This is a genomic window from Lactobacillus sp. ESL0263, from assembly GCF_003692845.1.
Taxonomy (GTDB): domain Bacteria; phylum Bacillota; class Bacilli; order Lactobacillales; family Lactobacillaceae; genus Lactobacillus; species Lactobacillus apis.
The window spans coordinates 654,900-677,547 of record NZ_REHL01000004.1; the positions used below are offsets into that span (position 1 = coordinate 654,900).

The 22,648-nt window shown below is 36.6% G+C and carries 20 protein-coding genes; 4 read left to right on the plus strand and 16 right to left on the minus strand.

Going from position 1 to position 22,648, the window contains the following annotated elements:
• Window positions 1–16: 16 nt before the first annotated feature.
• Complete coding sequence (locus F5ESL0263_RS05115) at window positions 17–1,048, minus strand: GIY-YIG nuclease family protein (protein ID WP_122035367.1); 1,032 nt, start codon at window positions 1,046–1,048, stop codon at window positions 17–19.
• Window positions 1,049–1,106: 58 nt separating this feature from the next.
• Here F5ESL0263_RS05115 and F5ESL0263_RS05120 point away from each other — a divergent pair, with 58 nt between their 5' ends.
• Together F5ESL0263_RS05120 and F5ESL0263_RS05125 are read left to right on the plus strand one after the other, a co-directional pair.
• Window positions 1,107–1,721 (plus strand): 1-acyl-sn-glycerol-3-phosphate acyltransferase, encoded by a 615-nt coding sequence (locus tag F5ESL0263_RS05120; protein WP_122035369.1) that lies wholly within the window; start codon window positions 1,107–1,109, stop codon window positions 1,719–1,721.
• Window positions 1,722–1,819: 98 nt separating this feature from the next.
• Window positions 1,820–3,007 carry a cyclopropane-fatty-acyl-phospholipid synthase family protein gene (locus F5ESL0263_RS05125; RefSeq protein WP_122035371.1) on the plus strand — a complete coding sequence of 396 codons (1,188 nt, stop codon included), beginning with the start codon at window positions 1,820–1,822 and terminating at the stop codon, window positions 3,005–3,007.
• A gap of 154 nt (window positions 3,008–3,161) precedes the next feature.
• Here the strand turns inward: F5ESL0263_RS05125 and F5ESL0263_RS05130 are convergent, their stop codons facing one another.
• From F5ESL0263_RS05130 to F5ESL0263_RS05150, 5 genes are all read right to left on the minus strand, one after another.
• Window positions 3,162–4,562 carry an FAD-binding oxidoreductase gene (locus F5ESL0263_RS05130; protein ID WP_109715578.1) on the minus strand — a complete coding sequence of 467 codons (1,401 nt, stop codon included), beginning with the start codon at window positions 4,560–4,562 and terminating at the stop codon, window positions 3,162–3,164.
• 131 nt (window positions 4,563–4,693) lie between these two features.
• Window positions 4,694–6,484, minus strand: coding sequence for an ABC transporter ATP-binding protein (locus F5ESL0263_RS05135; protein WP_109715579.1), 1,791 nt, complete (start codon window positions 6,482–6,484; stop codon window positions 4,694–4,696).
• Between the two features lies 1 nt (window position 6,485).
• Entirely contained in the window at window positions 6,486–8,240 is a 1,755-nt protein-coding gene (locus tag F5ESL0263_RS05140) for an ABC transporter ATP-binding protein (RefSeq protein ID WP_109715580.1), read from the minus strand.
• 71 nt (window positions 8,241–8,311) lie between these two features.
• Window positions 8,312–8,527, minus strand: coding sequence for a YneF family protein (locus F5ESL0263_RS05145; RefSeq protein WP_046307085.1), 216 nt, complete (start codon window positions 8,525–8,527; stop codon window positions 8,312–8,314).
• Between the two features lie 69 nt (window positions 8,528–8,596).
• Window positions 8,597–8,869, minus strand: coding sequence for a DUF896 domain-containing protein (locus F5ESL0263_RS05150; protein WP_046307087.1), 273 nt, complete (start codon window positions 8,867–8,869; stop codon window positions 8,597–8,599).
• 144 nt (window positions 8,870–9,013) lie between these two features.
• Here F5ESL0263_RS05150 and lexA point away from each other — a divergent pair, with 144 nt between their 5' ends.
• Window positions 9,014–9,637 (plus strand): transcriptional repressor LexA, encoded by a 624-nt coding sequence (gene lexA, locus F5ESL0263_RS05155; protein WP_109715582.1) that lies wholly within the window; start codon window positions 9,014–9,016, stop codon window positions 9,635–9,637.
• A 268-nt stretch (window positions 9,638–9,905) separates the two neighbouring features.
• On the opposite strand, the gene F5ESL0263_RS05160 is transcribed toward lexA, so the two are convergent.
• From F5ESL0263_RS05160 to ylxM, 7 genes are all read right to left on the minus strand, one after another.
• The gene (locus F5ESL0263_RS05160; RefSeq protein WP_122035373.1) at window positions 9,906–10,670 is read right to left on the minus strand and encodes a nucleoside phosphorylase; all 765 of its coding nucleotides are present in this window, start codon (window positions 10,668–10,670) and stop codon (window positions 9,906–9,908) included.
• Between the two features lie 100 nt (window positions 10,671–10,770).
• Window positions 10,771–11,118, minus strand: a complete 348-nt coding sequence (gene rplS / locus F5ESL0263_RS05165) for a 50S ribosomal protein L19 (protein WP_046307093.1) — start codon at window positions 11,116–11,118, stop codon at window positions 10,771–10,773.
• A 113-nt stretch (window positions 11,119–11,231) separates the two neighbouring features.
• Window positions 11,232–11,957 carry a tRNA (guanosine(37)-N1)-methyltransferase TrmD gene (gene trmD / locus F5ESL0263_RS05170; protein ID WP_122035375.1) on the minus strand — a complete coding sequence of 242 codons (726 nt, stop codon included), beginning with the start codon at window positions 11,955–11,957 and terminating at the stop codon, window positions 11,232–11,234.
• Complete coding sequence (gene rimM / locus F5ESL0263_RS05175; RefSeq protein WP_122035377.1) at window positions 11,947–12,462, minus strand: ribosome maturation factor RimM; 516 nt, start codon at window positions 12,460–12,462, stop codon at window positions 11,947–11,949. The genes trmD and rimM overlap by 11 nt, the downstream gene beginning before the upstream one ends.
• A gap of 71 nt (window positions 12,463–12,533) precedes the next feature.
• A complete protein-coding gene (gene rpsP, locus F5ESL0263_RS05180) occupies window positions 12,534–12,806 on the minus strand; it encodes a 30S ribosomal protein S16 (RefSeq protein WP_046307097.1) in 273 nt (90 codons plus the stop codon).
• A gap of 85 nt (window positions 12,807–12,891) precedes the next feature.
• A complete protein-coding gene (ffh, locus tag F5ESL0263_RS05185; RefSeq protein ID WP_109715585.1) occupies window positions 12,892–14,319 on the minus strand; it encodes a signal recognition particle protein in 1,428 nt (475 codons plus the stop codon).
• 3 nt (window positions 14,320–14,322) lie between these two features.
• Window positions 14,323–14,664: a YlxM family DNA-binding protein gene (gene ylxM / locus F5ESL0263_RS05190; protein ID WP_122035379.1), complete on the minus strand. Its 342-nt coding sequence runs from the start codon at window positions 14,662–14,664 to the stop codon at window positions 14,323–14,325.
• 205 nt (window positions 14,665–14,869) lie between these two features.
• On the opposite strand from ylxM, the gene F5ESL0263_RS05195 reads away from it, so the two are divergent.
• Complete coding sequence (locus F5ESL0263_RS05195) at window positions 14,870–16,297, plus strand: APC family permease (RefSeq protein ID WP_046307103.1); 1,428 nt, start codon at window positions 14,870–14,872, stop codon at window positions 16,295–16,297.
• 62 nt (window positions 16,298–16,359) lie between these two features.
• Here the strand turns inward: F5ESL0263_RS05195 and F5ESL0263_RS05200 are convergent, their stop codons facing one another.
• The 3 genes from F5ESL0263_RS05200 to smc are packed head-to-tail and all read right to left on the minus strand — an operon-like array spanning window position 16,360 to window position 22,647.
• Entirely contained in the window at window positions 16,360–17,784 is a 1,425-nt protein-coding gene (locus tag F5ESL0263_RS05200) for a C69 family dipeptidase (RefSeq protein ID WP_046307105.1), read from the minus strand.
• A gap of 34 nt (window positions 17,785–17,818) precedes the next feature.
• The gene (ftsY, locus tag F5ESL0263_RS05205; protein ID WP_122035381.1) at window positions 17,819–19,081 is read right to left on the minus strand and encodes a signal recognition particle-docking protein FtsY; all 1,263 of its coding nucleotides are present in this window, start codon (window positions 19,079–19,081) and stop codon (window positions 17,819–17,821) included.
• A gap of 2 nt (window positions 19,082–19,083) precedes the next feature.
• Window positions 19,084–22,647 (minus strand): chromosome segregation protein SMC, encoded by a 3,564-nt coding sequence (smc, locus tag F5ESL0263_RS05210; protein ID WP_122035383.1) that lies wholly within the window; start codon window positions 22,645–22,647, stop codon window positions 19,084–19,086.
• Window position 22,648: the final 1 nt, after the last annotated feature.

Below are 22,648 nucleotides of genomic sequence, written 5' to 3' on the forward strand. Positions count from 1 at the left end.
TGCTTAAGAATCAAGGTTAAAAATCAACTGATCGTTCACGCAAAAAATTTTCTTTCCATTGTCGCGTATGGTGCTTAAACCAGTACTCTCTTTTCAATGCTAATTGCTTATCTTGAAATTTTTCATGATAAATCATTTTGACAGGTCTTCTAGTCTTAGTATATTTTGCTCCTTTACCAGAGTTATGTGCAGTTAACCGTTTTTGTAGGTCATTTGTAAAACCACCATAAAAACTGCCATCATTGCACAACAAAACATAGAAATAGTAACTTTTCCCTTCATCATGTTTTTGCCGCTCTTCATCAGTTTCGCGAATTACTTTTTGAATAGTGGGTAAAAAATTGCCGTTTTCGTCATGAACTTCAATTGCATCCCTCAAAACCAAGCCATCTGTTGCCGTGTGCTTAACAGCTTCAATAATAACTAAATTTGCATCATCTCCACGATGAGATACATACGGCTGTACAAATTTGATACTTAAATCGTGCTTTATGCAAAAATATGCAATTTCGTTAAGACGTTCAGGTCGATGTACCATATACATTTTTCCCTTCATCTTAAGAAGATCACTGGCAACCATAATTATTTCTTCTAAGTTAATTAACAATTCATGACGTGCAATTGCTTTTTTAGGATCAGGATTTACTTTATGATTCTTTGCCACTTTAAAATATGGTGGATTAACTACAACTACATCATAAGAATCTTTACGTAAAAATTTAGGTGCATCCTTAACATTTTTTTGATGAACTTGAATACGGTTTTCCATTTGATTTAATTCAACCGATCGCCTAGCTTGTGAAGCAGCCTCATCTTGAATTTCAATTGCATCATACTTAGCTCGATTAAAATATGCCATATAAATTGTTGCAGCACAGTTTCCTGCACAGAGATCAGCAACTTTCGAACTATCTTTAATTGATTCTTTAGCTTCTGACGCCAGTAATAATGTGTCTAACGAAAAGCTAAAGGCATCTTTGTCCTGAACAATTTTAAGATTATCGCTATACATATAATCAATTCGTTCATTTTTTGACAAATTTACCATAAAAATTTCTTCCTCTCCTCAAGCTCTGTTATAATATTTTACATCATTGGAGGAAATAATGTTTTATCATATCATTCGCCCAATTGCCCGCTTTATTGTCTGGCTACTAAATGGGCATTTACATGTTAATCATAAAGAACGTATCCCAGATGGGAATTATATTTTGGCAGCACCGCATCGCACGTGGTGGGAACCGATTTTGTTTGCTTTAGCTGCAAGTCCGAAAGAATTCATGTTTATGACAAAAATTGAATTATTTAAATATCCTGTTTTAAATTTCATTTTAAAGCATGCACATGCCTTTCCAGTTGACCGTAAAAATCCTGGTCCATCTGCTCTAAAGACACCTATCAAGGGCCTAAAAAATGGGAATTATTCATTAATTATCTTTCCATCTGGAACCAGACATTCCGCCGAACTAAAAGGCGGAACTATTGCAATTGCAAAGCTATCCGGTAAGCCAATTGTTCCCGTTGTTTATCAAGGTCCTCTGACCTTTACAGGACTTCTAAAGAGAAAACCACTTGAGGTTTGCTTTGGCGACCCTATTCAAGTTGATCGAAAAATCAAACTAACACATGAAAATGAAGCAATGTTAGATGATCAGCTTAAAGAAGCTTGGAATAAGATTGATCAAGAACAGAATCCTAATTTTCATTATCAACCAAAGTAAAAACAGACAAAATGAAAAGATTAAACTTTAATAAGTTTAATCTTTTTTTGTAGTGTTAAAATAATTACGACTGTAATTGAATGGAGGAAGTCAAAAAATTGTTAGAGAAAACATTTTATAAAATGATGTTAAGTAAATCTTTTCCTTTCCCAGTGAAAGTAACCTATTGGGATGGTAAGAGTGAAGTTTATGGCAATGGCAACCCAAACATTGAAATCATTTTTAATGAAAAAATTCCAGTTAATGAAATCACCCGTAATGCTTCATTAGCACTCGGCGAAGCATACATGGATAAAAAGATTGAAATCAAGGGCAGTATACAGGAACTTATCCTTGGAGCTTATGAAAGCCCAAACAGTTTTATGCGGTCTAGTAAATTCCGCAAATTTATGCCTAAGCAAAATCATACTGAACAACAGAGTGAAAAAGACGTTCAAAGTCACTATGATATCGGTAATGATTTCTATAAGTTGTGGCTTGACCCTACGATGACCTACTCATGTGCATACTTCAAGGAAGGTAATCAAGACGACCTTGAAAAGGCTCAAATTGATAAAATCAATCACATTCTTGATAAACTACATCCACAAAAAGGTAAAACTCTTTTAGATATAGGTTGTGGCTGGGGAACGCTTATGTTGACTTCAGCCAAAGAATATGATCTTAAGGTTACTGGTGTAACTTTAAGCGAAGAACAATATAAACTTGTTCAAAAGAAAATTTACGATGAAAATCTACAGGATCAGGTAGAAGTTAAGCTAGAAGACTATCGCGAACTTGGCGACCAACAATGGGATTACATTACTTCAGTTGGCATGTTTGAGCATGTTGGTAAAGAAAATCTTGGTCAGTATTTTAATGACGTTGCAAAATACCTTAAAAAAGACGGCGTTGCCCTAATCCACGGAATTACCCGCCAACAAGGTGGCGCTAGCAATGCTTGGATTGATAAGTACATCTTCCCAGGTGGCTATATCCCAGGACTAGATGAAAATGTTCATCATATTGTCGAAAATGGCATGCAAATTGATGACATTGAAATGTTAAGACGCCATTATCAACGAACAATTGAAATTTGGGATAAAAACTTTAACAATCATCGTGATGTTATTCAAAAAAACATGGGTGAACGCTTCACTAGAATGTGGGACCTTTATTTACAAGCATGTGCTGCCTCCTTTGAATCGGGAAATATTGATGTAGTTCAATATCTCCTAACCAAAGGGCCATCTGGTAAAAACTTACCAATGACTCGTGATTACATGCTTAAAAATCAAAGCAAATAAGTTATAACTCGATTTTAAAAAGATTTAGTTACGTATTTTATCGTAACTAGTCTTTTTTATTTTAAATTAGAAATTTTTGCTAAAAATAAAAACAACCTTCGAATTCAATTATGATATCGAAAGTTGTTTTATTAACTATTTAACTTCTATATTGTTACATCTTAAAGATTTTGCCAGGGTTAACCACTTCATTAGGATCAAACAACTTCTTAACTTGACGTAAAAGCTCAGTGTAGTCGTGACCATAGAAATCTTCATAGTAACCAGCACGAGCATAACCAATACCGTGTTCGCCGGACATATTACCATCAAGTGATTTAGCTGTCTTGTATAATTCTGAAATTACTTTATCACTTGTCTTGGCGTATTCTTCATCAGACATGTCGTCAGAGCAAAGATAAATATGTAGGTTTCCATCGCCAGCATGTCCAAAGTTTGGAATTCTAATATTCAATTCGTTTTCAAGCTCTTCAATACGATCTAAAACCTCTGGAATGTGGTTAATCGGAACACAGACATCGATTTCATCCATCTTTGGAGTTGACTTTTGAATTGCAAGAAGTAATTCTTCACGACATTTCCAAATTTTCTTAGCTTCTTCTGAATCGGCACTTAAGATAACTGCATCTTCAGCTTTAAATTCTTTTACAGCTTCCAATGCTTGTTTCAGTTCTGCTTGCCACTCTTCTTCAGTAAATGAATCGAGGCCCATGATAATAAAACCATCACCATTTTTAATTGGGAATTCATCGTCTGCGTATTTTTCCCATAAGTTAATCACTTTACGTCCCATGAATTCAACTGTAGTTGGAACAACACCGGAAGCAAGAATTGCTGGAACTGATCTAATTGCATCATTCAAAGTTGGGAAAGGAATAATTGCATTAATTGATTTGCGTGGCTTTGGATACAATCTCAATGTAACTTCAGTAACAACGCCAAGCGTACCTTCTGAACCAATAATCAAATCTTTTAGAGAATAACCTGATGAAGATTTAACTGCTTTAGAGCCAAACTTATACAATTTTCCGTTAGTTAAAACAACCTTCAATTCGCGGATGTGCTCTCTTGTAACACCATACTTGATTGCTTTTAAACCACCGGCATTTGTATCAACATTACCACCGATTGTAGCCCAGTGCATAGCAGGTGCAGGCATATAAGTAAATGGCTTATCAGCAAGATATTCTTCAATATCCTTTAATCTGATTCCTGCTTGAACTGTCATAGTTAACCCATCCGGATCATATTCTAAAATACGGTTCATTTTAACCATATCGAGTGAGATACCACCATCAACAGATAAATTGGCACCCATTAACCCAGTTGAATTACCACGTGGTACCAAAGGAATATGATGATCACTCGCATATTTAACAACATTTTCTACTTCTTGATTAGTAACTGGTTGAATTACTAATTCTGGCATTGCTGTTACTGTTCTAAATTGGTCATGATCCCAATGTTTAGTTGGCTCTGTAACAAAACGCTCAGGTTCTGAAATAAATTTACGTAAATTTTCACGATCAGTATCATTAATTTGATGGTATTCCATTTCAAACTTCCTATTTCTAAAACATAAATATTTTTAATTGTTATTATAATTAATTTACATCTTTATGTAACCGCTGTCAACAATTGGTGTAAAAGAAAAGCACGGGATAATTAAATAACCCGTGCATAAACTTATTTTTGACTGTTTTGCAACTTATATAAGTTGTAGTAATAACCTTTTTGAGCTAATAATTGTTCATGATTTCCATGTTCAACTATTTTACCATCGTTTAAAACGATAATTTGATCAGCATCAACAATTGTCGACAATCGGTGTGCAATGGCCAAAGTAGTTCGGCCTTTTCTTAAACTCTTTAAGGCAGTTTGAATTAATGTTTCAGTTTCAGTATCAACATTAGCCGTTGCCTCATCAAGAACTAAAATTTTCGGATCAGTGACTAAAGTACGTGCAAAGGAAATCAGTTGTCGTTGTCCCTGACTGAACTCGCTACCGCCTTCACCAACCTTGGCATGATATTTACCAGGTAGATTTTCGATAAAGCCGTCTGCTTGAACAGTTTTAGCTGCATCCTTAATTTCCTCATCAGTGATATTTTTATTATAAAGTCTAATATTAGAATTCACATCACCATAAAACATGAATGGCTCCTGTAAAACTAGACCCAGTTTTTTGCGAAGCTCTTCTTTTGGATACTTCTTTATATCTACACCATCAATTAGTACTTGCCCCTTGTAGAATTCATAAAAACGCATCATTACGTTGATAATTGAACTCTTACCGGAACCAGTGTGTCCAACAATTCCCAAGGTTTCACCTGGATTAACAGTAAAAGAAATATCATGCAATATTTCATTTTTACCATCATATGAAAAGCTTACGTGCTTAAATTCAATTTTACCTTTAGTAATTGTTAAGCCTTTTTCAGCTTGCTGCTTAGGTTCAAAGTCTGTATTGTCAAGAATTCTAAAAATTCTCTTTCCTGCAACAATTCCATCTTGAAAGAAGGTCATTTGATCCATCATATTAGCAATTGGATTGAAGAATTGCGAGATATATTGTGAAAATGCATAAACCACACCTGCAGGAACAAAAGTCTCACGTAGTGGAAAACCAAAGTACATCAAGGTTAAAGCAAGTGCTATCGAGTAAAGCATACTCGTTAACGGTGATAAAAGTAATGAATTAAGGTTTATCATACTAAAACGCGTCTTCATTAAAGAAGTGTTTTCATGTTCAAAATTATCAGTCATCCGCTTTTCTTGTTTGAATTGCTGAATTAAAGAAACCCCTTCAATTGATTCGTTTAAATTCGTATTAATGCGACTTAAGCGCTCGCGATAATTTCGGTATAACTTTGAACTTCTCTTAGAATATTGCCAAATAATTAGCAATAAAATGGGTAAAAATGCCAAAACAATTAAACCAGCATAGAAGTTAGTCGTAAACATCGCTACTAGAGCGGAAATAATTGAGAAGAATGACATGACTACACTTGAAAGTACAACTAAGAAGTTGCTCAAAGTCATCGTATCGTTAGTAACACGCGAAACGATTGACCCGGCTGGAGTTTGATCAAAATAGCGCATTCCCAAGCTTTGCAATTGCTTATATAATGCTGACCGTAAACTCTCAAGCGATTTTTCAGAACCTAAAGCAAAAAAGTACTCGTAAGTAAACTGCAAAACCGCTTTGATAACCGAACCAAAAGCATATAAGAAACCAGCAAATAAGATGATTTGGGTTGTAACACTCTCTTTAACTAAGTAATTGTCCAAAAAGAACTGCAATCCATATGGTAGAAGCATGTTGATTACACTAACCAAAAATGCTCCGATACCTGCAATAATCATTTCATTTTTGAACCGCATTACAAAACGCATTAAACGCTTGAAGATACTGATTTGTTCTTTTACAGGTATTTCCTTTGACCAAACAGATTCATAATTACTTTGTTCGTCCATCCTATTCACCTACCTTTGCTTCTAATTCTTGGCGTTGCCACATGTCTGCATACCAGCCATTTTCTGCTAAAAGCTGATCATGTGTTCCTCTTTCAACAATTTGACCGTCCTTTAGAACCAAAATTAAATCGGCATTCATAACTGAGGTCAGTCTGTGCGTAGCAATTAAAGTAGTTTTACCTTCACGCTCTTTACTTAGTGATTTCAAAATTGCCATCTCAGTTTTTGCGTCAACAGCGGATAAAGCATCATCTAGGACTAAAATTTGACTTTGCTTCAACAAAGCTCGTGCAATTGACATTCTTTGTTTCTGTCCCCCAGAAAGAGAAACGCCGTTTTCACCAACAAGAGTGTTGTAGCCACCAGGCATTTGCAAAATATCATTGTGCAAATCACTCTTTTTAGCAGCTGACACAATCGCACTCTCATCTGAATTTGCATCTGAAAAAGCAATATTCTTTTGAATACTTGTTGAGAAAAGATAATTATCTTGCGGAACATATGAAATCTGACGCAATAAAACATTTAATGGTATTTCTCTAATATCGTGACCATTTAATGTTATTTTCCCATCATATTTATCAAATTCACGCAGCAACAGCTGAATAATCGTAGTTTTACCTGCTCCGACCTTCCCAACTAGTCCAAGTGTCTGCCCTGTTTTTAGAGTGAAATCAATATTGTGCAGCACTGGAATTTGTGGCTCATCAGGATAAGCAAAAGATTTTACTTGATATTTCAAATCACCTGCAATATCTTGAGCTTGGAGACTTTGATCAGCATGTTGATCGGTAATTTCAGGTTTTTCATCAAGTAGTTTTTCAACTCGATCATAGCTTGCGCTACCTCGCTCAAGGATATTAAATAGGTAACCAATTGCAAACATAGGCCAAACCATATTCCCGATATAGGCAATAAATGATACAAGTTGCCCAATTGATAAAGCCTTGTGGCTAACCAACAATCCACCATAAATAATAGTTATTGTATAGGTCAGTCCAATAAGAAGCGTTCCCAATGGGTCAAATAATGAATCCCACTTAAAGACACGTTTATTGATTTTAATCGTATCATTAACCATGTCATTGAAGGCTTCAGTATCTTCTTTTCCTTGACCAAAGGTTTTTAGAACCTTAATCCCAGAAATCGATTCCTGAGTTTTATTGTTTAAACGAGAAAAAGCAGCCTGTGATTCATCAAACGCACCGTATAGCTGATCGCCTAATTTCCATGCCCCCCAGGCAAGAAATGGTAATGGAATAAGTGCAACGATTGTTAACCGCCAATCAACAAATACTATCATTGCGACCATTGTTGTTACACTCATCAAAAGTGAATCAACTAATGTCAATACACCTTCACCCGCAACTTCCTGAATCGCTGAAACATCATTAGTGGCGTGTGCCATTAGGTCACCTGTTCTATGGCGTTGATAGAATGTACGATCCATTTCCATAAAGTGCTCAAACAGTTTAGAGCGCATTTGCAATTCTAATTCGGCTGCACCACCCCAAATTTGACGACGCCAAAAATAGCGGAAAGCATATAAAACTAACGCAGCTAGTACAATGGCTAAGATTAAAGTCGCATATTCTTGCCAAGAAATATGACCTTTATCTAATTGATCAGCCATTAAACCCAAAATTCTTGGTGGTACTAAGTTAATTATTGAAGTTAGTGCTAGAAAAGCAACACCGATTAAATAGCGTTTCTTTTCCTTTTTAAAAAACCAGCCTAACTTAAAAAATATACCCATTTTTCACCTGTCTTTCAAAATAAAAAGGCGGAAGAAATAATCCTCCGTCTGATGTCAATCTAGTTAAGATTTTATTTTTGATGTTTCATCATGTTCATCACTTGGTTTACCTTTTTAGCAGAAGGTTTTTGACCCATTTGTGACATCATGGCAACAATCATATCTTCACTGATTGGTGGATTATCTTTAAAATATTTCTTCATGTATGCTCTAGCACCATAAAATCCGCCAACAAGACCTATTAGCAGCGCTACAATAATTAATACAATTGCTAATCCTAAATTCATAAAATAATCACCTCAATTTGTCCAATAGTTATATCTTACCTAAAAAATAAGTAAATTAAAAGCTATAAATCAGTCTTTTCTCAAGCCTTTCTTACGCTGTGCCTTTTTTGCTTTTTCGGAAGTTACTTCTTTACCATTTTTATCTACGATAACCAAGTCTTCGACGTCTTGTTTAAAGCCAGCACGGAAATTTCTGATAAATTCTTTGTGAAGCTTTTGTCGCTCCTCTTCTTCTTCTTTTGTTAACCCCTGAGCTTCTTTCTTATGGTATAACTCATTGATTCTATCAGTTAGTTTTTTTTCTTGTTCTTCAGTTAATCTTTGTTCATTATTTTCAGTCATTTTTGCACCTCTCATTTGTAAAAGTCTACCTTACTTTTTGGATAAAAAAAAGAATAATTATTTAGAACGCCTGTTTGTATTAGGCAACATTATTTGTTAGAATGTAGTTAATACAAAGAATTAACTAACGAATGGGAGAAAAAAATGACCAATAAGCAAAGTTCTAAGCAACTACAAATTCTTCGTTATATATATGATACCGTTGAAAAACGCGGATTCCCTCCCACTGTTAGAGAAATTTGCCAAGGAGTTGAACTCTCATCAACTTCTACAGTTCACGGTCATCTTTCTAGATTAGAAAGAAAAGGCTTAATTGTTAAGGACGCAACTAAACCTCGAGCACTAGAAATAACAGAAGAAGGCAAAAAGGCACTTGGTGTCAAGCCTACTGATATTCCCGTTGTTGGTGATGTCACAGCAGGTCAGCCTATTTTAGCCGTTGAAGATATTGAAGATTATTTCCCACTTCCCCCTGATTTAGCTAATGATGCTGGCGACTTATTCATGCTACGAGTTCACGGCGAAAGCATGATTAACGCTGGTATTTTAAACGGAGATAATGTAATTGTCCGTAAACAAAGCTCTGCTACTAACGGTGAGATTGTTGTTGCAATGACCGATGAAAATGAAGCAACCGTCAAGCGGTTCTATAAAGAAAAAGATCATTACCGTTTACAGCCAGAAAATGATAGTATGGCACCAATACTCTTGAACAGCGTTCATATCTTAGGTAAAGTTGTTGGCTTATATCGAAACAACATTATTTAGAAACTATTTATTACACCATTGAAATTTACGAACTAGTTTTATTCGGAATTCAATGGTTTTTTTCTACATTTTTGAGTCGCATCTAAATAAAGCAGAAATGCAAAATTTGTCCTTTTATCTTTCCACAGCAATTATTAAAATGTAATTCACAAATTTTTGAAGTTATTTCAGTATTGAATGCTGTTATATCAATATTTGCTTTAAACTTTGTGAAATACAGCATAGTTTCACATTGGTTTCACACTTCTATTTTTCACAAAGTTGGAAATTAAATGTTTGCTATAATATTTGCTGCTAAATTGATGGCTGTCTCATGAGCATCCCTGCCCCAACCTCTTTCGTCATGCTTTTCTATGTCTTTAAGAGAATCTGCCGTAAATAATATTTGTGCAAAATCTGCCTCTCTAAATTGTGCACACGCAGCCATTGCTGCACATTCCATCTCTACACAAGAGGCTCCCAACTCTTTAGCCTGCTTTACTTTCTTGATAGTTTCCCTAAAGAAGCCATCAGTAGTCCAGGTAGTTACTTCTTCAACCTTAAGACCTTCTTCATTCAGCAATTTTTTGGTCTTAGTTAAAAACTCTGACTTTAAGTCAATATACGTTCCTGGTTTCATATAATGAAAGGATGTACCCTCGTCTCTAATAGCTTTTGTAGGCACTAGAAAATAGTTCTCTGGTAAATCAACTAAGCACCCTGCTGATCCTATTGCTAAAATCTGTTTAACACCATAACTTATTAGCCAATCTAATAGCTCTACAGCAGCTGCAGCACCTATCTTTGCCTGACAAAAAGTAATTTTTTGTCCATCTAAATCAACCTCATATATTGGGGTTTCTCCTTCAAAGCAGTCAAAGAACCCAATTTTTTTATGAGGACAACGAGCCAAAAAATCACTGATTACATCAGGAGTTAAGAATGCGAACAGCAGCTTGGGCTGAAATGGAAAGTGATTAATTTCTTTTTCGTGATCTGGTTCTAAAACAGCCCGCGGTTCAGGATCAAATTCTAACAAAAATGGTTCTTTCATAGTTCTTTTCCTCATTAAAAATATTTTAATAAATATTTTAACATAAACAAAAAAGAGAATCACTCCATTGCGGAGTGATTCTCTTTTACTTAAACGTGAATTAACGACGCTTTTCTGCGATTCTTGCAGATTTACCATGACGTTCACGTAAGTAGTAAAGCTTAGCACGACGTACACGACCGTGACGTAATACTTCAATCTTAGCTACTCGAGGGTCATTTACTGGGAAGGTACGTTCAACACCAACACCAGAAGCAATCTTACGTACAGTATAAGTTGCAGCAATACCTGCACCCTTACGCTTGATTACAACACCTTCGAACATCTGAATACGTTCGTGAGAACCTTCAACAACACGTACGTGAACACGAACAGTGTCACCAGCACGGAAGTCAGGAATATCATCACGTAATTGTTCTTTAGTTAATTCTTGAATTAATGGATCCATATTTTTCTCCTTCTTCGGCATTCATCAACGATTATCTGCGCCAGCGGAACACCCATAACTATTAGTACATTACAATTGCACCTTTGTTATCTTAGCAAAGAGAGCTTGTAAAATCAAGCCTTTGTGTCTTCTTGTTTAATCTCTTCTAACATGATTTTTTCTTGAGAACTCAGTTGATAATTTTTCAGTAAATCAGGCCGATGCACGTATGTTGCTCGTAGCGACTCTTTATGACGCCATTCATCAATTTTTTGATGATTACCAGAAGTCAAGACAGCTGGGACCTTCATTCCCTCAAAATCTTCTGGTCGAGTATACTGCGGGTATTCTAATAAGCCATGTGCAAAGCTTTCTTCAACTGGAGAGGCTGCGTTACCTAAAATACCAGGTAATAGCCGTACAGTTGCGTCAACCATACTCATCGTTGGTAATTCTCCACCAGTTAAAACATAATCTCCAATTGAAACAGTTTCATCCGCTAAATCATAAACACGCTGATCAAAACCCTCATAATGGCCACAAATAAAAGTTAAATTATCTTCTTTTGACCATTCCTGTGCCATTTTCTGATTGAAAGTCTTTCCTTGTGGTGCCGTAATAATCACTTTACCTTTATTGGAAAGTGAATCAAGTGCCTTTTTAATTGGCATAATTTGTAAGACCATGCCTGCGCCGCCGCCGTATGGCGTGTCATCAACATGATGATGAACATCAGAAGTAAAGTCACGAAAGTTAACTAAATTTAATTCCCATTTACCGTCTTCAAGACCACGGCCAAGCATTGAAGTTGTTAAAGGAGTGAACATATCCGGAAAAAGTGTCAGAATATTAACTTTCATCTCGCAAGCCCTCCAATAGTTCTACATAAACTTTTTTAGCATTGACGTCGACCTTTTTGACAACATCATCAATATAAGGAATTAAATACTCGTTGCCTGAATCTTCAGTAACTTCCCAAACGTCATTGGCTCCTGGGGTTTCAATTCCAGTGATTTTTCCCAAATCACTACCATCTTGATTATCAATAACCGAACACCCTAAAATGTCACGGTAATAATAGTAGCCTTGTGGCAGTTCATGCTGTTCAGTCTCACTAACAACCAAGATTTTTCCCTTGAGTAATTCTGCTTGCTCAATTTGATTGATCTCTTCAAATTGAATAAGCCAAAATTGTTTAAACGGTCTGCTACTCTTAATTGTTAATTCCGTTTGCAGATCATCTTTCAGTGATAACTTGCTCCTGGGAGCAAACCGTTCATCTGGGAAATCGGTAATTTGCGTTACTTTGACTTCTCCATTTAAACCATGTGTCGTCAATATGCGCGCAACGTCATAAAACTGCATCTTTTCTCCTAAATTTAAACCAAGAAAAAAGTTTGAAGCAAACTACTCCAAACTTTTTCTAACAAATTCAATTATTTGTTGAATTTTGATTCGTGCAACTTCTTCATTAAGCCAGCGCTTGAAAGAAGTGAACGTACAGTATCTGAAGGTTGTGCACCCTTCTTCAACCATTCAAAAATCTTGTCTTCATCAAGCTTCAATTCCTTAGGTTCTGAAACTGGATTGTAGTAGCCTACTTCTTCAATAAAACGACCATCACGTGGCATTCTTGAATCTGCTACAACTATTCTGTAAAAAGGTTTTCTTTTGGCACCCATACGGCGCATACGAATTTTTACTGACATAAATTAATATCCTCCTAAAACTTACGAATAATAATATAGCATGTTTTTTTGAGGGTGTAAAGCTTTTTCCCTTAACAGGTAAAAACTAAGAATGATAACGCTTGACCTTCATTCGCTTCTTCTTATTTTTCTTAAATTTCTTACCCATTCTTCTCATTGCAATTCTTCCCATTGGTGAATCCATACCAGGAATATTCTCCATTCCTTTTAAATTCCCTTTGGTTATCTTACTCATCATGTCACGAGCTTGCTTAAACTGCTTAATCATTCGATTAACTTCAACAATCGGTCTACCAGATCCAGCAGCAATTCTCCTTCTGCGACTTGGATTTAACAATTCAGGATTTTCACGCTCTTCTTCTGTCATTGAAGAAATAATTGCTTTAACATAGACGATTTGCTTTTTATCAAAATTGACATTTTTTAGCTGAGGGTTGTTAGCCATTCCAGGAATCATCTTAACAATTTGGTCAAGTGGTCCCATCTTTTCAACTTGTTCAAGCTGATCAACGAAGTCATTAAAGTCGAAGGTATTCTCCTTCATCTTTTCTGCTACTTCTTCAGCTTTTTTGGCATCGTAATCTTGCTGAGCTTTTTCAATCAAAGTCAGCATGTCACCCATGCCCAAGATTCTGGAGGCCATCCGATCAGGATGGAATTGTTCAAGGTCAGTTAATTTTTCACCTTGCCCAGTATAAATAATTGGCTTTCCAGTCACAGCTCTAATTGATAAAGCTGCACCACCTCGAGTATCACCATCTAATTTGGTCAAAATGACGCCGGTAATGTCTAAGCGACTATCAAACCCCTTTGCTACATCTGTTGCTGCCTGACCAGTCATTGCATCAACTACAAGCAAAATATTATCTGGATGTGCAACTGCTTTAACTTGCTCAAGCTCTTCCATCAATGGTTCGTCAATTTCTAGTCGACCAGCCGTATCGATAATGACATAGTCATTTTTATTTTGATCAGCCTGTTGCAGACCATTTTTTACAATTTGCGCAACGTCTTTTTCATCCCGCTGACTATAAACCGGAACCTTTAATTGATCACCTATTTGTTCAAGCTGATCAATTGCGGCAGGACGGTAGATATCGCCTGCAATCAATAAGGGACGGGCTTTTTCTTTTTCAATCAAGCGATTGGCTAGCTTACCAACAGTTGTCGTTTTACCGGTACCTTGCAAACCAACCATCATAATAATAGTAGGAATGTGCTTAGATTTGTTGAGTGTTGTAGCACTCTCGCCCATCATCTTAGTCAATTCATCATTAACAATCTTAATGACTTGTTGACCCGGATTTAAGCTTTCTTGAACCTCTTTTCCTAAGGCTTCTTGCTTAATCTTTTTAATAAAGTCTTTGACAACCTTAAAGTTAACATCCGCTTCGAGTAAAGCTAGTCTGATTTCACGACTAGCGTTATTGATGTCCTCTTCAGAAATTTTACCCTTACCAGATAAATTGCGTAGAGCTTTTTGAATTCTTTCGCTTAGATTCTCAAACGCCATGAATTATTCTCCCCTCATTTTATGCAATAACTCGTTAATATCATTTAAAGCTTGATCTTGCTGTTTTTCTTTAATTGCAATGGAAATTTGACCTAACTTCTCTTCAATCTCATTATAGTCTTTTTGCATATGCAGTTTTTCTTCATAGTTGACTAGCAGCGTGCGGCAACGTCGTAAGTTATCATAAACCGCTTGCCGTGAAACTTGATGATTCAGAGCAATTTCACCCAAAGAAAGATCATTATAATAATAATCTTCAAAATAACTTTGCTGGTTTTTAGTCAATAATTTTCCATAATAGGCGTATAAATCACCTAGGACTTCATTTTTTGTTAGTTCATCCATTGCGTTCACCTTGAACCAGTATAGCAAAAATGCGCGTACTTGACGATCTAGAAAGATGAGTTTACCTAAAAAATCCAATTAAAGTTTCTTGCATTCAAAGATAATAGCTTGTATCATTACGGTGCTATTTTGTCTAAAAGGTAAGAATACACTAATGACAAGCTTTTGCTTGTTAAATTTAACATAACACTAAGGAGATTTTTGTTTGAACTTTTGGAAAAAAATGAATCGGAAAGAAAATCCGGCCATTTATCAAGAAAAAGATGGTCACTTAATCCGCACATTAAAAGTCCGAGATTTTTTAGCTTTAGGTGTTGGAACAATTGTTTCAACCTCAATTTTCACCCTGCCTGGTGAAGTTGCTGCCCTACACGCTGGTCCTGCTGTCGCGATTTCCTGTGTAATTGCTTCAATCGTTGCTGGTTTGGTTGCATTTGCCTACGCTGAAATGGCAGCAGCAATGCCATTTGCAGGCTCAGTTTATTCATGGATTAATGTTATCTTCGGCGAATTCTGGGGCTGGATTTCTGGCTGGGCACTACTTGCTGAATATCTTATTGGAATGGCCTTTATCGCCTCTGGGCTTTCAGCCAATTTCCGCGCTTTAATTGCTCCACTTGGGTGGCAACTACCAAATGCGTTAGCTAACCCTTTAGGAGTAAACGGCGGCTTCTTTGATCTTATTGCCTTAATTGCGATTACACTAGCTGCTCTGATTGTTAGCTGTGGTGTATCTAAAGCTTCAAAAATTGAAAATGTTTTAGTTGTAACAAAAGTTCTGGCAATCCTTTTATTTGTTGTTGTTGGTCTAACCGCAGTACAAAAAGTTAATTTCATTCCCTTTGTTCCTTCATACCGGCCTACTAGCCACGGTGCTTTTGGTGGTTGGCAAGGAATATATGCTGGCGTTTCAATGATTTACATTTCTTTTTTAGGTTTTGACACAATCGCTTCAAATTCAGCTGAAGCAGTCAATCCGCAAAAGACAATGCCGCGTGGAATTATCGGTTCCTTGCTTATTTCAGTTGCATTATTTGTTGCTGTTAGTCTAGTTCTAGTAGGAATGGTACCTTATCAACAATATCTTAATTCAGCAGAACCAGTTGGCTACGCATTAAGGCAAACGGGTCATGGGATGGTCGCAGTAATTGTCCAATCTGTCGCAGTTTTAGGCATGTTTACCGCCTTGATTGGCCTTTGCTTGGCTAGTTCACGTTTGATATATTCGTTTGGTCGTGATGGGATGCTACCTAAAAAATTAGGAAAATTATCGGCTTCTCGTCGTCCAACATGTTCGCTATGGACAGTTGCAATTATTGCTATCTTTATTTCTGCCTTCATACCGTTTACCTTTTTAACGCAATTGGTATCTGCAGGAACTTTAATTGCCTTTATGTTCGTTTCAATCGGAATTTATCGCTTACGTCCGCGTGAAGGAAAAGATATTACTGATCCAGCCTTTAAAATGCCATGGTATCCGGTTTTACCGTTCTTAGCATTTTTGGGATCTTTCGCCGTTTTCTGGGGATTAGACATGCAAGCTAAAAAATACATGTTCTTCTGGACCATTATTGGGCTTATTATTTATTGCTTTTACGGAATCAGACACTCAACGATGGATAAACGAAATTAAATAGCATTAAAAAACCTCCTAGTAAAAACTAGGAGGTTTTTTCACTTATCTCTAAAAGTGACTTATAGATTGGCATCCATATTAAAGGTTAGCTTAGACATATTGATAGAATCAATCATCATTTGTGCCCATAATTTTTCTGAACGTTTTCTAGTATATGCAACGGTCTCTTGATTTGCCTTCGTTAAGTAAGCAGTCAATTCAGCTCCAGATTTTTCACCGGCACCTTCAATAACGTCATGTACACGGTGACGATAGTATTGGTTCAGTTCATTCAAGTAATCAGTATCTAACTGAACAAATTGTGGGTAATGACTCTCTACCAACGCTGCAAGTGACTTGTAGTACCACCAAGCGTCATCCATATTGTAATCCATTGAAGTATTGTTATATGAAGGATCAGTATCATTCATATTAGCAAAAAATGGAACAAATGGCGTGAATGTTGGTCCACCAATACAAAGCCACATTACAGCAGCCTTGTCATCTGGTACATCATTTCTTATTTGTAAGATATGTGCATTTTGGGTACGGTTAAGTCCAATTGGACGGAAGCGATGCTTTTCTTCTTCTGTACCCTTACCAAAAGGATCATATGGCGTGTTTTGATAATGACTACCTAAAACAAACTCGATATCCTCACGTGTGATTTTTTTAGCAGCACGTCTAATAAATGGCAAATCACCATCTGTTGGATCTTGTTCAATCTCTGGATTAAAGTACTTTTGACCATACCAAACACGATTAGTGTTGTAAAACCGGTCTTGTTGGCTGTAAGTACCAAAGATATGACGGAAATTCCAGCCTTCATGATCGACATTCAAATGATGTTCTTCAACAAACTCGCGAATACCATCACTCCACATAAAGTTGTCAGTGTCTTCAAAATCAACTTGCTCAATCGAAACACGGTTAGCTGCTACGGCATATGCATCATCTGGTATACGTTCAGCTACCCAATGATGACCGGTAACTATTTCCATGTACCAAATTTCGTCTTTATCACCAAACAGAACAGAGTTTCCAGCTGGTGAACCATATTTAGCAATTAATTTCCCTAAGTACTCAACACCGTTTCTAGCAGAATGAATGTATGGCAAAACAACTGTCTGCATACAATCTTCATCAAGACCATCTTTTACAAGTGGATCATAGGCCAATGCACGTTCATTACCATAAGTTGATTCAGTACATGACATTGCAACATTTTCTTGATTAATTCCACTTTCATCGTAGTACCCACGATTTTTATAATCAACATTAGGAACTGCTGGAACTGCTTGAGCATCTTCTGGCAAATCCATTTCAAATTTGTTTAGCCAAGACTTAATTTTACGGCCCTTTTCACCTTTTGCAGCAGGTTCGATAATGAACTTCTGTGGTGTAATTGGACGAAAAGTATCATCGTTTCGGCAGATCATAGTCGAACCGTCAACAGAAGCATTTTTACCTACTAAAATTGTGGTACATGCGCTATATTCTTTCATCAAGTATCTCCTCTTTTTGTTCTATCTTTCTATCTTAAACCAAATCGTGGAAAAGACCAACTGCATAGTCTGCGGCATCAAAATCGGCTAAATCACTTGATTTTTCACCAAGACCAACCAATTTCACAGGTAATTTCATTTCGTTTCTAATTGCCAAGACAACCCCACCTTTAGAGGAACCGTCTAATTTAGTCAAAACTAAACCCGTCAATTTAGTTGTTTTGTCAAAGTCTTTTGCTTGAAGTAATGCATTCTGGCCAGTTGAGCCATCTAAAACAAGCAACGTTTCTGTTGGTTCGTCAGGAGCTAATTTTTTAATTGTTCGCTCTATTTTTTCAAGCTCATTCATCAAGTTCTTTTTGTTTTGCAAACGTCCAGCAGTGTCAACTATCAAGTAATCAACTTGTTCGTCTATTGCTCTCTTAGTTGCATCATAAACTACCGAGGCTGGATCGGCTTGCTCTTTACTGGTAACAACAGGAACATCGACACGTTTACCCCATTCAACTAATTGTTCAACTGCACCAGCTCTGAAAGTATCTGCAGCAGCAAGTAAAACAGATTTACCTTCATCTTTAAGACGTTTGGCCAATTTTCCAATTGTGGTAGTTTTACCAGCGCCATTAACACCAACGAAAAGATAGATGTTAGTCTTGCCATCATCATGATGACTTAGTTTTTCGTTTTCGCTGTCACCATTTTGATCGTATAGCTCAACCATTTTCTCAACAATGACTTTTTTAAGATCATCGCGAGATTTAGCTTTTTGTAGTTTAGCCTCATCCCTCAAAGCATCGGTTAACTGCTCTGCTGTCTCATAACCAACATCTGATTCAATCAACAGCTCTTCTAGATCATCAAAGAAATCTTCATCAACCGTTCTAAATTGAGCAAAAAAGCGATTCAAACGAGCACCAAAACCTTTGTTCGTCTTTTCTAATCCCTTTTCATATAACTCAGTTTGATTTTCAGATTGTTGTTCTTCAGAACCCGTTTGATCCTCTACTTCATTTTCCTCATTATCTGTTGAGTCAGAATCAACGTCTTCTTGGGCAGTATCTTCTTTATCTTGTTCAGACTGCTCTTCTTCAACATCGTTAGATTGATTCGAAGAATCATCTTCCGGATTTTCTTCTGCTGTTTCAGCTTCTTCTATACTTTCATCTTGCTCTGCTTCTTCAACGTCAGCTGCTTTTTCACCGTTTTCTTCTTCGGTTTTCTCGTCCTTTTTGGTTTCTTTATCTGTATTTTCATCTTCACCAAATAAAGATTTTTTTATCTTATCAAATAATCCCAAAGTTAATTCACCTCATCTTTTAGTTCTTTTAATGAAACCGAAAGTACCTGGGAAACTCCCGATTCCTGCATCACTACTCCATATAACTGATCCGCGCGTTCCATCGTTCCGCGTCTATGCGTAATAACAATGAACTGAGTATGCATATCATATTCTTCCAAAAAGTTGGCAAACCTAGTTACATTAGCATCATCAAGAGCGGCCTCAACCTCATCCAAAACGCAGAATGGAACAGGTTTGTATTTTAGCATCGCAAACAATAACGTAATCGCAGTTAAAGCACGTTCACCACCGGAAAGTAAACTTAAACGTTGTGACTTTTTACCAGGTGGTTCTGCCATGATTTCGATTCCAGTGGTTAACATATCATCCGGATCAGTTAAAACAAGTTTAGCATTACCGCCGCCAAAAACTACTGGAAATAGTTGACTAAAACTCTCAGCAACTGCGGTAAATGTCGCTTCAAATCTTGAACTAACTTCTTGATCCAATTCGGCCATCGATTCGCGCAAATTGTCACGCCCCTTGATTAAGTCATTTTGTTGATTGTTAAGGAAGTCGTACCGTTGCTTAACGTTCTCATACTCTTCAATTGACTTTAAATTAACTGGCCCAATATCTTCAAGTGACATTTTGTGTAATTTTACACTCTTTTGAAGTTGTTCACGGGTTTCTTGACTATTTAGGCTTTCCGCCTGATTCAAAGCAGCTTCAAAACTCAAAGAATAATCTTTACTTAATTGGTCAAGTCGCTGATCAATTTGACTAGTTAGACGAGCAATCTTAACTGAGAAGTCTTCTTGTTCACTTGCTGCATCTTTGCGCAAATCATAGTTTCTACTTGCCACTTGATCGAGCTGATTAATCTTAGCATCAAATTGTCCCAGCTTTGAACTAAGATTATTTAAACTAGCTTGTAATTCTTCTTTTTCAATAGAGCCTTGCTTAATTTCTTCATCCATTTGCTTTTTCTTAGCCTGGTCTAGCTCGCCACTATGACTGAGGGAAGATAATTTTTCGGACAAAGACTTAAGCTGAGCTTGATGCTGTTTCAAGCTTACGGCCTTGTCATTTTCTTGTCTAGTTAAGTTTTCCAACTTATTAGTATAAACAGCAATTTGCGGATCTAATTCAGAAAGCTGTGCCTGAACTTTTTGATTAAGCTCGGTAAAATTTTTGATTCTATCTTGTATCTTGCTAATTAATTCTTTTTGTTGGTCAATTTTTTTGACAAAATCAGCTTTTTGTTTTTCAGCTGACGAAATCTTTTCTTTAATCTTTGCAATTTGCTCGTCACGTTCTTGTTGATGAGCTTCCAGCAAACGTTTGGCAGCCTTTAATCGATTAACTTCCTTCTCCTGATTTTGAAAAGAAAGAACGGCCTCACCTAAGTCTCTGCTATATTCTCGTTCCTTGTTTTGTAGCTGAGTAATTTCTTCAGTTAAAGAATCACTAGAATCAGATAATTCAGCAAACTGCACTTGATCCTTTGCCATTTGCTCTTTCAGTTGAGCAAGTGTTTTCTTTAATTGGTTAAGTTCAGAAACAGTCTGAAGCGGGGAATTATTTTTTTGATTTCTCGCTCCTCCTGTCATTGAACCACCAGGCGAAATAATATCACCATCGAGTGTAACAATACGATACCGAGCAACTCGTTGCCTAATTTTCATTGCGTCATCGATTGTATCAACTACAATTGTGCTGCCTAACAAATAATTGATTGCAGCACTAATATCTTCTTCAGTAGAGCTTTTGACAAGCTGGCTTGCTATCCCTTGATAGCCGTCATAAGATTCAATAATCTTAACTGTTGAGGAAGGTATTTCATTTACTCTTAAACCATCGAGTGGTAGAAAAGTGGCACGACCACTATGATTCATTTTTAATCGATTAATCGCATCCCGCGCACTAGTGCGAGAAGTGGTCACAAGATCCTGAACTCCTCCACCTAAAGCAGTAGTCATTGCCGCTTCAAATTCAGCCGAAAAAGTTATTAGTTCTCCAACCGCACCAATAACTCCTGGAAAATCACTTAAATTATTAAGCACATTTTTTACACCATAATAATAGCCTTCATGCCGGTTTCTAATGTTTTTAAGTGCTTCATACCTAGCATTAACCTGACTATAGCGCTGGTTATTATCACTGACTACTTGACGCAAATTAGCTAAAGTTGCTTGTTGACTAGCTTGCTCGTCAGTCAATTGCTTTACATCGGCTCTAGCCTTTTGGTGTTTTTCTTTTAATTTTTTTCCTTGTTCACGTAGCCGTTCAAGCTCACTATCCGCTTTTTCTAGCTGATTAACTACATCATCATTCTGGTAATCACTATCATCGCTAGTGCGCTTAAGTTCTGAATTTAAATAAACAATTTCATTATTATTAGAGGTTTGATCTTGCAAAAGTTGAATATAATCAGTTCTTAGATCGTCTAATTTCTTATTTAATTGCTCTGGATTTTCATCCAGTTGCTCGGTTAGCTTAGTTCTTTTATCTTTCAGTTGAGCTTGTTCTTCAGCCAGTTCCTTTTTTTGCTGAAGTAGTGCCGCAGATTCTTCTTGTAAGTCAGCAATCTGCTTTTTTAAGTTTGCTAGCTCTTTCTGGTACTCTTTCTTTGTTGCTTCACTATACTGTTTGCTTTGCTCAGCAACCTGCAATTCAGTATTCAAATCAGAAAGTTTCTTTGTCAAAGCAAGTAGCTTTTCCTGAATTTGTTCTCGTTCGTCATTAGCTGCTTTATACTCTGAGCGTTTGGCAGCAACCGCAGCTTGAGATTCTTTCACTTCACTATCAAGCTTTGATAAAAGAACTTGGTTTTGATCAGCTTTTTCTTGAACTGCTTTCTTTTGTTCATCTAAGTCTTCAATTTCAAATGCTAATAGGGTTTTTAAATCTTCATCTAAACTATCTTTTTGAAACTGATATTCCTTAGCAAGTGAACTTTGCTCATGTAGCGGTTCAATTCGTTGTTCCAGTTCCTTGACCAAATCGTTAATTCTGATTAGATTTTCAGTAGTTTGGTCTAATTGAGCACTGGCTTCTTCTTTTTGCTTTTTAAAATGTAGTATTCCAGCAGCTTCCTCAAATAGACTTCGTCTTTCTTCCGGTCTGGAATTTAGAATCTGATCTACTCGCCCCTGCGAAATAATTGCAAGACTATCTTGAGAAATTCCTGAGTCCAAAAATAAAGCACGGACATCTTTTTGCCTAACACTACGCTTATTGATTAAGTACTCATTATCGCCGGAACGCAATATTCTTCTAGTAACGATTACATGATCATCATCAAAGTTAAGCTCACGTTTTTTGTTATCAAAAATCATTGAGACTTCAGCATGATTAGCGGGCTTACGAAATTCACTACCTGCAAAGATGACATCTTTCATATTTGACCCACGTAGCGACTTGGCGCTTGATTCACCCATTACCCAACGTATTGCTTCAGTAATGTTACTTTTTCCACTACCGTTTGGGCCAACTATTCCGGTAATACCAGTGTCAAATTCAATTTTAGTTTTTTCAGCAAATGATTTAAAACCATCAATGATAAGTTCTGTTAATGGCAAA